This window comes from Bradyrhizobium sp. 186 (assembly GCF_023101685.1).
Lineage (GTDB): Bacteria > Pseudomonadota > Alphaproteobacteria > Rhizobiales > Xanthobacteraceae > Bradyrhizobium.
In genome coordinates this window covers 2,399,451-2,411,653 of sequence record NZ_CP082164.1, presented here as the reverse complement: position 1 = coordinate 2,411,653, position 12,203 = coordinate 2,399,451, and the positions used below count along the sequence as shown (strand labels likewise).

8 protein-coding genes are annotated in these 12,203 nt (G+C 58.0%); 4 read left to right on the top strand and 4 right to left on the bottom strand.

Annotated elements, in window-relative coordinates:
- Nucleotides 1-598: 598 nt before the first annotated feature.
- Both IVB18_RS11200 and IVB18_RS11195 read left to right on the top strand, forming a co-directional pair.
- The gene (locus IVB18_RS11200; RefSeq protein WP_247989219.1) at nucleotides 599-874 is read left to right on the top strand and encodes a DUF1488 family protein; all 276 of its coding nucleotides are present in this window, start codon (nucleotides 599-601) and stop codon (nucleotides 872-874) included.
- A gap of 1,436 nt (nucleotides 875-2,310) precedes the next feature.
- Complete coding sequence (locus IVB18_RS11195) at nucleotides 2,311-2,532, top strand: cold-shock protein (protein WP_247989218.1); 222 nt, start codon at nucleotides 2,311-2,313, stop codon at nucleotides 2,530-2,532.
- A 77-nt stretch (nucleotides 2,533-2,609) separates the two neighbouring features.
- Here IVB18_RS11195 and IVB18_RS11190 read toward each other — a convergent pair whose 3' ends face one another.
- The 4 genes from IVB18_RS11190 to IVB18_RS11175 all read right to left on the bottom strand — a co-directional run bounded on the left by IVB18_RS11190 (nucleotide 2,610) and on the right by IVB18_RS11175 (nucleotide 7,559).
- Nucleotides 2,610-3,335, bottom strand: a complete 726-nt coding sequence (locus IVB18_RS11190; RefSeq protein ID WP_247989217.1) for a hypothetical protein — start codon at nucleotides 3,333-3,335, stop codon at nucleotides 2,610-2,612.
- 424 nt (nucleotides 3,336-3,759) lie between these two features.
- Nucleotides 3,760-5,043, bottom strand: coding sequence for a glycosyltransferase family 4 protein (locus IVB18_RS11185; protein WP_247989216.1), 1,284 nt, complete (start codon nucleotides 5,041-5,043; stop codon nucleotides 3,760-3,762).
- A gap of 19 nt (nucleotides 5,044-5,062) precedes the next feature.
- Complete coding sequence (locus IVB18_RS11180) at nucleotides 5,063-6,196, bottom strand: radical SAM protein (protein WP_247989215.1); 1,134 nt, start codon at nucleotides 6,194-6,196, stop codon at nucleotides 5,063-5,065.
- 1 nt (nucleotide 6,197) lies between these two features.
- Nucleotides 6,198-7,559 (bottom strand): glycosyltransferase family 4 protein, encoded by a 1,362-nt coding sequence (locus IVB18_RS11175; RefSeq protein ID WP_247989214.1) that lies wholly within the window; start codon nucleotides 7,557-7,559, stop codon nucleotides 6,198-6,200.
- Nucleotides 7,560-7,907: 348 nt separating this feature from the next.
- Between IVB18_RS11175 and IVB18_RS11170 the strand changes: the two genes are divergently transcribed.
- Complete coding sequence (locus tag IVB18_RS11170; RefSeq protein WP_247989213.1) at nucleotides 7,908-10,049, top strand: type I secretion system permease/ATPase; 2,142 nt, start codon at nucleotides 7,908-7,910, stop codon at nucleotides 10,047-10,049.
- A 97-nt stretch (nucleotides 10,050-10,146) separates the two neighbouring features.
- Nucleotides 10,147-12,147, top strand: a complete 2,001-nt coding sequence (locus tag IVB18_RS11165) for an HlyD family type I secretion periplasmic adaptor subunit (protein ID WP_247989212.1) — start codon at nucleotides 10,147-10,149, stop codon at nucleotides 12,145-12,147.
- Nucleotides 12,148-12,203: the final 56 nt, after the last annotated feature.

Sequence of the window (12,203 nt, the reverse complement as noted above, 5' to 3'; positions counted from 1 at the left end):
TACTCAGCGCTGCCGAGCCGTATCCGATCGCATCCCAACCGAAGCGATCGCGGACCGCCACGGTTCGACCGGGCCTGCACTTCGCCCGGAGCCGCGTTGCGATGCGGTCCGCGAGGCGAAGCAGGGCGGGTCGAATAACTCGCGCTTCGGCCGGCTTCCTGCCAATCGCCGATTGCGCTCCTGCCGATCGGGCAGGTCGCTGAACTTCACAGCCTTGCGCTGGCGAGGACGCCGCGCTTCGATGCCGTGCACTGCTAGTTTTCGGTAACGCGCAGCCGCGCCTGGCTTCCGTCGGCGCAACGGGTAGCCTCGCCGGCGGGTTGACGACGCGAGCATTGGGCTTTGGCCTATGCGCTCGGACCAGTGGCGCACGCGGGGAGTTATTTCGGCGGCCCAGTCCCCTAAGCCGGTCGTTCTCTACAACTTGACCGTGGTCAGATTCACCGCCGCCCCATCCACGTAAACTACCCTTATGCGGGCTTGGAGAACCAACGCTATTCACATTTGTCAGCGTAACGCTAGTCAACCCTCTTCCTGCGATCAGAGCCGATGGGAGCGGAGCAGCGCGTAGCGCATTGCTCAATGGGGATCGATTGCCATGCCGCTTCAGCCAGATCCTTCTGGAGAAATTGTAGTTGACCAACATTCGGGCATCCTTCTGTTCGCCATGTTTGACGGCAGCAGACCAGTGCTCTGCGAAATCGAATGGGGGGCGCTGGCCGATCGTGCAACAGTGGACGGCACCGATCAGAAAGACGTTCGCGCGACCTATCATAGGCACCGCGAAACTATCCAAGCCATAGCCAGCCAGGACTATGATGCGGGGGAAGAGCGACCGATCGTTACGACTTACCAGCTCACGCCGCTTCCTTAGCCTCGGCGATATTTTCAACTTGGTTAACCGCGTCAGAGGGAGTGCGACATTGACATTGCTAACACTGCCAACTCCAAAGCGTCCCACTGCTCCACCATGGAGCAATGAGGAAATCGACCAGCTACGGTCTCTCATCCTGGAAGGCAAGAGCGTGCACGCCGTCTCAAGACACCTCGGCAGAACACCACAGGCCATAAGGAAGATCGCCAGCAGACTAAAACTCCCGCTCCGGATTGTCTGATCTCCTGAAGGGAGCGCCCGCGCCGAGAGAGCAAGTCGCTCTCTTTAACTTGACCTTCGTCAAATTGGCCATCGCTAGGCTTGCGTAAATTTCATTGATGTGGGCGTGAAAACTCACGCTATTCAGGTTTGTCAGCGTAGCGTAGCGTCAGTGGGCCCTCTCCCTGCGCTCGGAGACGATGGGAGCGGAGCAGCGTGCAGGATCAAGCTCTTCGCAATGCTGAACTGGTCACGCGCCTAATGGTCTTCCGATCGGCACTGTCGGCTCAGGACCTGGCTCCCCCGAACAACTCGTATGCTCAGCCAACTGCCACTATGTGCCGTTCTCTTATTCCAAGCCACATCGGCGCCACCGTCGCCGGTCGGCGCGACGCGAGCGCGGTTTTGCGCCCGAAGATCGGCTTTTGACGGCGCCCCTAACAAACACTCGGTTGGAGATAAGACGTGCTCGGTCTCCTGCTACTTCTCGCAATAGTTTCGATCTCGTTCGCAGCCGGGTATGGGACGCGTGAGGTTATCTCCCGCAGACGCCGTGCGGAGTATCTGAGATTCAAGCCAAATCGGCGTCCGCCAACGAGACCAACCAACCGCCCGCCTTTCTGATCCGTTCGGCGAACAACTCGCCTGCCCGTCCATACGTTGGACGCCGCAAACATCGCCGGTTAGAGCTTTGATAGCTCCCCACTTCCCGAGCGTCGTCTGGCACTCAGTCTGATAAGCAATGTCCAAGACGACCTTTTGATACCTGCACGCCATGTGGAGGGTGTCATTGAACGTATTACCGTGTTGAACATACTACCGTATTAGGTGCTGGCCGTGAGCATCTGGTACGGCGAGCCAACATTTGCACCCGCAAACAACGAGACGATCCGGCCGACGCTAGGTGCGAGAGACTCATCTTGAGATCCAATCTCCACCAGATGGAACGCCTGTTTGCGAGGCGCCTTGTCGTTTAAGCAACATCCAGCGCTGATTGTGTACTTGTGCAGCGCGATTCCGGGCACAGATGCTGTCGGCAATCAAGCTGGATTGTCTGCGCAACTGCCCAGGGAGAGGAGAAGGAACCTAGATAGAGCGATGCGGATTAACTGCAAGAGACCGGGTTCTCAAGTTCAACAACCCCGTATCTGCGCCCGATTTCAGCTCCTCATCACGGCGTTCGCTCCGGAAGGACCAAGAAATTGCCTGGAGGTACTGTGCCGACCGGATTTGTAGTTTGGTTTAACAAGTTTAAGGGTTACGGGTTCATTAGACCCGACGGCGGAGGCAAGGACATATTCGTTCATATGTCGGCGGTCGAACAAGCTGGCCTTTCCACGTTGCTCGAGGGGCAACGGGTAGGCTACGAGCTTGTGTCAGTCTCTGGCAAGATGACCGCCAGTCAACTGCGAATTGGCACTCCTCCAACCGAGGGATAAGCTCAGTTCGCCGGTGCAATCTAATTGCTGACCTGCTCCCGTGCGCGGACATCGTTGGTCCTCACCGCGCGGACCCTTCATATCATATCTCTGTCATGCCGCATTCGGTAGTTCCTGACCATGTCGTTGTACCGTCCAATCAGGTCTATAAGTTCGTCGCCATGATCCGACAGAAAACCGGCAATGCCCGAAGCGACTGCCTGCATCTTTGCGTCAATCTGCCCCAATAGCGCGCTTCGGGCTGCACCGTAGTGATCAGCGAAAGGATGAGCGACATCGGACCATTCGCTTGCCACCCTCATGGTATCAAAGATTGGCAGTCCCGACTTTGGCGCAACGTCATACCAGCGATCCACGAGCGCACCCCGATCGATAGCCTCGGTTGGCAGGGCCCCGCCGCCAGCCGACCAACTATCCGCTCGCTCGACATCGACAGAAAGCAGCTCCAGCGTCTCGCCATGAAGGCAATCAATCTCCTTCATGGATTCATTGAACATGTCGCTCAGCCGCGCGAACTGCGACCACGCAAGTCTCAAATGCTGGTAGTGCGACAATTCGCCTCGCGCCCACGGATATTCGCCGGCGACAACCCGGCAGGCGATCATGTCGCCATACACCGTGCGCAGTTGCAGAAGCGCCCTCAGCTCCGCTTTCAAGCGCTGATGAATGGCCGAGATTCCTCCTCTCGTTCTATCCGGTACGAACTCAAATGAGGGATCGGACAGGCACATCAGGTTTTCGCCGGCCAACTCGACGATCGGTGCGATCAGCCGGTCAATTTCGCTTACCGTTGCCTTGTCCACCCTGGTCACTCTCACAACATCCAGCAACACTTAGCCGTTTCAGCGTCTGACCCGATGCTTCGTTGGCTTGCGAATCCCCTGTCCTGAGCCTCTCAGGGTTCAGTCGCTTTCGGAAGCCTAATTTGTGCTCAGAATCAAGCCGGCGGTGCGATATCAAGCCTACGCCCGCCGGCAGCCGGGGCGATGTGCATAACCCGACCGCGAAATGCCCGCTGTTGCAGAGGCTTACGTCGATGCGTTGAGGATGTCCGGCCTCAAGGCCGCGGGCTGAGGTAACCGGCCTTTAAGGCGCGGGCGACCGCAAAGACCGCACAGAAAGGAGCACTATGGACCCGTGCCAACGAACGATGTCGACCGCCCGCGGAAGAGCTCAACCCCAGAAGGGCTCGGCGTACGCGTCCTCGGCTTCCGATTAGCGCCGCGACTATTTCAATTTGACTTTTGCCGACGGCACACCCGTGAGCGGTTTCGTCAAATTGTCGTTGACACTGCGAGCGAGGCCGTAACGAGCAGCCACCGGCCTGCCCAATTCCAATTGTTGCACTCTATTTCCGGCCCCGCCCGAACGCGCGATGTTGCCTTGTGGCCGTCTCCGGCCAAGCAGTTCGTCGTATACTTCCAGCGTCCTGTGCGCGATGTCGGACCAATCGTATCGCTGAGCACTCTCGCGGCGGACGGTTTCGCGCTCCTCCGCATTCAGGCTCGCGAGCGTCAGCGCCGAAAGCTTCGCGCGCATCTCCTCGCAATCTCCAACATGGAAAATGCGGGCGGGATCGTCCACGACTTCGAGGTTGGGAGCAATATCACTCACCAGCACCGGCAATCCATAGCTAAGCGCTTCGAGCAACACAATGGGTAGGCCCTCATGTGACGAGGGCAACACGAACAGCGCGGCGTGAGCATAGAGTTGTCGCAACGCATCGCCGGTCTGAAAGCCCGCCATGACGACGTTTTGCCGGCCGGCCGCCTCTCTGACCAGTTGATCTGCGTATTCGTTCTGGTGATCGATCTTGCCAACGATCGCCAACTTCCATCCAGGCAGTGCCGCGGCCGAAAACGCACGCAGGAGATCGAGCTGGCGTTTCTCGGGCACCAGCCGACCGACCGTGAGTACGTATCGTCCCGGCTCCAATCCCAATTCGACGACCTTGTCGCTCTGTTGCGGCATCTCCGAGAACACGACCCCATTCGGTATCACCTCGCACGGCTGGCCATATTTGGACGCAATAAGGTCGCCGATACTACGGCTGACAGCGATGCGTTTGTTGGCGTAGCGCATCCCCATCGCTTCACCGGTCCGCAGCACCGCCCGCGCCGCCCAGCCCCATTTCTCCCGGTTGTAGTCCTCGCCGTGATGGGTGACGACGACCCGCAGACCGATGGCTCGCAGCAATGGCGTTACGATTGCGGGTCCGATGCCGTGAATGTGCACCAGACCCGGCCTCCGAACCGCAGCAACAATCGCACAAATCACGGAATGCAGCAGTGTTTCGAAGTACTTGTTTGGCGCGGTCCACAGCCGCAATATGCGGACGCCCTTCCATACTTTGGCGAGGCTGGGCTCGACATAGGGGGATCGCATGCACACGGTGACTCGTCTGCCGAGTTCGACCACCCGTGGCGCAAGATTCTCTGCGTGCGTTTCGATGCCACCCTGGACCTGCGGGAAACCACGGAAACCGAACATGTAGATCTCACGCCTGCTCATCAGGATTTCCTCCACTAATTTAATTGTTCATGAAAGTTCGCAACGGGTAATGTTCGTCGGGGGTAACGCGCCCTTTGACCAACCGGGCCTTGACGTTCTTGTTCAGGAAGGACGTTCGTTCGACGTGCGGGGACGGCCTCACGTCGGAATAATTGATGTAGCTGTCAAAGCAGATGCTCTTGCCGATCGATACCTTCAGCTTGTTCTTGAGGACCCAGAGCAGAGGCTCGGATTTCGGCAACTGAGGGACCAGGTTGGACCGCATGGCGGTCCGCGCGGTTGTCACCATCCAGCAATTCTGACCGCAGCCAGCGACCTTCTTCCGCGTCTGCTGCGCGACCTCGCTGTTCATGATCTCGTCCCATGACTGGCGCGCAAGATTGCCCATGGGAAGATCGGACCGGACGTTGCAAGCCCATACGTCCGACCAAGGATCGATGAACGCGAAATCCTTGCCTGCGCTGCAGGGTATCAGCCGATCGTGACCAAGGATCTTCTCGATCAGACCGAGATTCAGGTAAGCCCGAAACCAGTTCTTTGGCTTCGGACTGCGCAACATCGCCGAAATCAGTCCTTCGACCTTTCGCGCGACCGCCATCCGGTCATAGAAGTAGTTGTCGTTCTTGTAGAACTGCCACGCGTTGTGGAGCGTGGAGGTCGCCAGTTCGAAGCCTTCCGTCCGGGCAAATTCGTAGACATTGACGAGCTGATCGACGTTCTCATCCTGAATGACCATCGCAAAACCGAGGTCGGTGCCACCCGCCTCACGAAGCATACGCAGTCCTGCGATCTTGGTGCTATAACCGTCCTTCTCGCCGCGAATCCTGTCGTTCGTTTCCTCATCGCCCTCCAGCGAAAACCGCACCTTGATATTCGGGTATTTCTTGATGATTGGAACCAGGCGCTCAGTGTGAAGGCCGTTCGACGATATCTCCGTCACCCTTGCCTTGGGATAGAGAAGGTCGATCACTTCCGAGAGGTCTTTCCGAAGCGTCGGTTCTCCGCCTGACACATTCAGGTTGTCAAATCCGGCAGGAAGTTTTGACAGCGTGTCGAGCGACACCTCTTCCTTCGGCTCGGTCGGGTTTTGCCAGATGTAACACATCTGGCACTTCGAATTGCAGCGGAACGTTGAAATGACAGTGAGGTCCATTTTATGATCCAACTTTCTTGTGTAAGCCGGCCGCTCCAATCAGGCTCTCATACAGCGAGAACAACGCGGCTCCATGCGCCTGAAGTGAATACTCAACCTCGACGATCCTTCGCGCACTGCAGCCGAGTGCGTCTCGACGATTGCGATCGGCAAGAAGCTTTCTGATACTTTCCGACAGCTGAGAAACGTCGCCGGGCTCAAACAACAGACCCGTCGATTCGTCTCTCACGAGTTCGGGAATGCCGCCGATGCGCGACGCGACGATCGGCTTCCCGTGTGCCATCGCTTCAAGAATTGAGAGAGGACTGTTCTCGTGCCATCCGGAGGGGACAGCTATCAACGCCGCTCGCTTGATCGTTCGTTCCAGGTCTATGCCCGTGAGGTGCCCCTTGAACTCCGCCATCGGATACTTCCGCTGAAGCTCCTCCAGCAGCGGACCTGTGCCGGCGATCACCAACCGCCAGGCTCCTTGATCCGCCGCATGGGCTTGGAGAAGGGTTTCGACGCCCTTTTCAGGCGACAAGCGCCCAAAGTACAACACGTAGCCCTCGTCGTCGGTAGACACCTCGATACGCGACGCGTCTATTCCGTTCGGAATATGAACCACCTTCTCTGTACCAAACCGGCGGACGATGGCCTCGTACATGAATTTGCTCGGCGCAACGAATTTGGCGACCCGATGGTAGCTTCCTGCCAACGCGTGATAGCGCGCCTCCGCCCAGAGTAAGGCGCTGCGGCCCAATGCCCCATCCGCGCAGCGTCGAGTGAGAATGGCCTCGAAGCCACCGTCTGCGCATCTCGTGCATACCTTTCCGTTGCTGAGCCGCGTGTAGACAGGACAGACCGGTTTGTAGTCATGAAGCGTGAGAACGACAGGAACCCCCAATCTTGCCGCGGCGGAGATGATGGATGGGGTGAGCTGATGGTAGATGTTGTGGCAATGGAGGATATTCGGTCTCTCGTCCCGAATGAGATCAGTAATCTTCGAAACGGCTTCCGGGGAGTGAATAAGGGAAAGTGCAGACTTCAGCTTGTCGCTCCGCGATGGAGCCCGATATGATTTTTGTGATACGAAGTATGGCTGAAAGCGCGATGGGGCATTTCGGTCATCATTCATGGAGAATTCAATGACATCGGCGTTTCGGCTCCGCATCAGCTCCATCTCGTCGAACATGACGACCTCGGAGCCGCCGTTGCGGAAAAAGAATTTGTTCGCGAACAGGACTTTCAGGTTGCGCCGATCCGGATCGTTGAGCTGATCCCGTCCGGTGTGTTGAGCATCTCGTTCAGGACGCGCTCTCGAACGCTCGGTCGAAAACGTCGCTACTGGTTCCTCACCGAACTCGAACGAAGATTCAGTCATTTCGCGTTCCTGACCGAGAGGTCGGAACAAGCCGAGATCCGATGCCAACACCAATTCCTGTTGCCTGGCGTTCGGCCAGGCGGCGCACGGCTGTTCTCGTTACAATTCCAACCATCTGAGGGATGATATGCGACCGCCTCCCCCCGATATTGACAGCCGTCAACTCGCTTTCGGAGCGGCTCCTAAAATGGGTTGATGGCCTGCTGCCTCGCCGGATTTCTTCCCTAATCGGCCGATATCGGGTTGCGTCCTGAGCCACGCGCAGCATCGGGCGACATACCATCATGGTCGATATTCACTGCCACAGGCATTACCGGGCCAAACTGCGTGATGCGGCGCGGAGTGCCAATGCACGAGCAACTTGAGCCAACTGGCGCAATCCCCGATCAAGGATTGATCGCGTTGGTCATGATGCTCCGATTTCACGGGGTCGCAGTTGATCCTGAACGGATCCGTCATCAGTTCGGAGGAGTTGTCAGGATCGCCGAGATGCTCCGCTGCGCCAAGGAGCTGGGGCTGAGGGCACGCGTCGTCAGAACGAATTGGTCTAGGCTTTCCGGTCTACCCATGCCGGCACTCGCCATCCTGCGCGAGGACAAGTTCCTGATCTTCGGAAAGGCCAGTGAGGACAAGGTCATCGCTCTCGAGCCTGGTCGCCCTCAGCCGGTCATAATGTCGCGAATGGAGATCGAGGCCGCCTGGGACGGATCGGTGATCCTGATGACGCGCCGCGCGTCCCTCTCCGATCTCGCCCGCCGTTTCGACATCACCTGGTTTCTCGGCGCAATTCACAAGTACCGGCGGCTGCTGACCGAAGTTCTGGCTGCATCATTCTGCCTGCAGCTTTTTGCGCTTGTATCGCCCCTCTTCTTTCAGGTCGTAATCGACAAGGTCCTGGTTCACCAGAGCATGGGCACTCTGGACGTGCTCGCCGTTGGCCTTGTCGCAATCGCGTTGTTTGAAACGATACTTGGCATCCTTCGCACCTATCTGTTTTCCCACACCACAAATCGGATCGACGTGGAACTGGGCGCCCGGCTGTTTCGTCACCTATTGGCTCTGCCAATTGGCTATTTTCAGGCACGGCGCGTTGGCGACTCCGTTGCGAGGGTGCGGGAACTGGAGAATATCCGCAATTTCCTGACCAGCTCGGCCTTGACGCTGATCATCGATTTGTTCTTTGCGACCATCTTCATCGCGATGCTGTTCTTCTACTCACCGGCGCTGACATGGATCGTTCTCTTCTCGCTTCCAATCTATGTCGGAATTTCCGCCGCCGCCACGCCGCTGTTTCGGCGACGGCTCGATGAGAAGTTTCAGCGTGGCGCGGAAAATCAGGCCTTTCTTGTGGAAAGTGTGACTGGAATCGAGACACTCAAGGCAATGGCCGTCGAGCCCCAGATGCAGCGCCGATGGGAGCAGCAGCTCGCCGGATATGTCGCCGCGAGTTTTCGAGTCATCAGCCTGGCCAACGTGGCTAGTCAATCGGTGCAATTTGTCAGCAAACTGGTCAGCGCGGCTATCCTCTATTTCGGCGCGAGACTTGTCATAAGTGGCGATCTTACCGTTGGCGAACTTGTTGCTTTCAATTTGCTCGCCGGCCGCGTAAGCGCTCCAGTGCTTCGATTGGCTCAGACTTGGCAAGACTTTCATCAGGCCAGGCTTTCGATCGCACGCCTTGGCGATATTCTGAATACGGAGACCGAGCCGGTCTACAATCCCGGCAAGATGGCACTGGCTGCGATCCGAGGCCATATCACTTTCGAGCACGTGACCTTTCGCTACCGCATTGACGGACCCGAGATCCTGCGGGATGTGCACTTCCATGTTCCCGCGAACCAGGTCATTGGAATAGTAGGCGCCTCGGGGTCGGGAAAGAGCACGTTGGCCAAGCTGGTGCAACGACTCTACATACCTGAGCGCGGCCGAGTCCTGGTCGACGGCATCGACGTTGCGCAGGTGGATCCCGCCTGGTTGCGTCGCCAGATTGGCGTGGTTCTTCAGGACAGCATACTTTTCAACTGCTCGATCAGGGATAATATTGCGTTCGCCGATCCCGCGACATCGACGGAACGCGTGATCGAGGCGGCGACAATGGCTGGTGCACATAACTTTATTCTGCAGCTACCGCAGGGCTATGACACCACCGTAGGGGAACGGGGGAATAGTCTGTCAGGTGGACAGCGTCAGCGCATTGCAATCGCGCGCGCACTTGTAACCGATCCTCGAATCCTGATTCTTGACGAGGCCACCAGCGCACTCGACTATGAGAGCGAGCACATTGTTCAACAGAATATGGCGAAGATCTCACAGGGCCGGACTGTACTGATCATTGCGCATCGGTTGTCGGCCCTGCGAATGGCCGACCGCATCATCACGATTGAGGATGGCCGCCTGATCGAGGACGGCTCCCATCAAGAACTGATCAATCGCGGCGGGCGGTATTCCAAGCTCTATCGCCTGCAGACAGGTTTCCATGAGCTTCCATAGCACGTTCCTCTCTCACGACCGCGCAAGGAGACGATGCGGCCCGGCCTATCCGTCTCGCACTCCGTATTGGAATCGCTGAGGGCCGATGGAGCGGACCGTGACACAGGCTATCGAAGACCCCGGGCTTTTTGTCCTGGACGTCCTCCTACGCCTGCGCGGTATTGAGAGCAATCTCGATCACATTCGCCGACGGTCAGGCTACGCTCCGATCGGCGTTCCGGAAATGCTCGCTTATGCAAGAGAGGTCAACCTTTCTGCACGTTGTGCACTGACCGATTGGGATGAGCTGTCAGAGCATCCTCTGCCGGGAATTGTTCCGCTTCGCAGCCAAAGCTTCCTGTTGCTTGGAAAAGTGCACGGCAACGAAGCGGTGATCCTTGCTCCCGGCGCCGAAAGGCCGGCTATCATCTCCAGATCTGAACTCGAAGCTATCTGGGATGGACGGCTGATTTTGATTATCCGACGCCGCGCCATCGCCGCTGGGCTCCTGCGCCTCTCTCAAAATTGCCTGGGCCTATTGCAGGATTTGAAGGCGCGTTCACTGGTAATGACGTCTCGACTGACCGACCTGTTTTCCGGCCGAGCGCCTTTAGCGGCACAGCGGCGGTCCGCGGGGCCGGTGCAGAGCGGCTCTGGGAATGCCGTCATTGTCTTCGCAGATCACGCCCGCAAGCTCGGTCGCGCGGTCGCAAGGCTCGGGCCCACCGATGAGGCCCGCCCGAGCCACGAGCTCGCCTTTCTGCCCGCAGCACTAGAGATCGTCGAGACGCCTCCGTCTCCGGTGGGACGCGCCATCGTCGTCAGCATTATGGCCGGGCTCGCTGTCGCATTGACCTGGGCCTGCATTGGAACGGTCGACATTGTTGCCATTGCTCCGGGCAAGATCATTCCAAGCGGCCGGACCAAGACCATTCAACCCTTCGAAACCAGCGTTGTCCGCGCGATCTACGTCCGCGACGGGCAGATTGTCGCAGCCGGCGAACGCCTGATCGATCTGGATGCTACCGTTTCCGCGGCCGAACTGAGCCACTTGAAGGGCGATCTGATGAGCGCACAGCTCGACGTCGCGCGTTTGAAGTCCTTGCTCTCAAACAAGACCGATCCCGCCTCAACATTCGAAGCCCCGCCCGGCGCGTCACCTGCGCTGGTCGAGATGCACCGTCGCTTTCTTATCAGCCAGACCACCGAGCAGAATGCGAAGCTCGCCACAATTGATCGTCAAATCGCGCAGAAAGAAGCAGAGCGAGCGACCTCCAAAGCGTCAATTGAGAAGCTGAAGGCAACCATCGGTCCACTTCAGCAGCGCGTTGAAATACGTGAGCAGCTGTATCAGAAAGAACTGGGCTCGAAGCTGTTGTACTTGACTGAACTCCAGGAACTGGTCGGCCAACGCCAGGAGATACTTGTTCAGCAAAGCCGTTTCGGCGAGGCGGACGGCGCCATTGGCGTTCTCATGGAGACCCGCAACAAGGCAATCGCCGAGTATGAGCGTACCTTGTTCGAGGAACTCGCCAAAGCGGAACAGAAGGCTGCCGGGTTAACCCAGGACGTCATCAAGGCGGAGCGACACACGGGTTTGCAGAGCCTGACAGCTCCCATCGACGGTGTCGTGCAGCAGCTCGCTGTCCATACAGTCGGCGGTGTCGTCACGCCGGCGCAACAGCTTATGCTGATTGTTCCGACCGACAGTAATCTCGAGGTCGAAGCCATGATATCGAACCAGGACATCGGCTTCATCGAAGCAGGCCAGGAAGCCGCCATCAAGATCGACACTTTCAATTTCACCCGCTACGGACTGCTGCATGGCACGATTGTCAGCATCTCCCAGGACGCCATTCCCCGCAACAAACCGCCAGAGAACGGCAACACAAGGTCGTCGGGTGCCGAGACAACCAGCAGCGAACCGAAGGGTCAGGAGCTTGTGTACGCCGCGCGGGTATCGCTCGACCGCAATCACATGGACATCGACAACAGACGTGTCAGCCTTTCTCCAGGCATGGCTGCAACGGTTGAAGTCAAATCCGGCTCACGTAGCATCATCAGCTACGTCCTCTCACCGATCATGAGGTACAAGCACGAGAGTCTACGCGAGAGATAATCGGCCCGCCGCGGACGTTAGGCGTCACGACCGCCGCAACTCCTGTTCGATTCTGT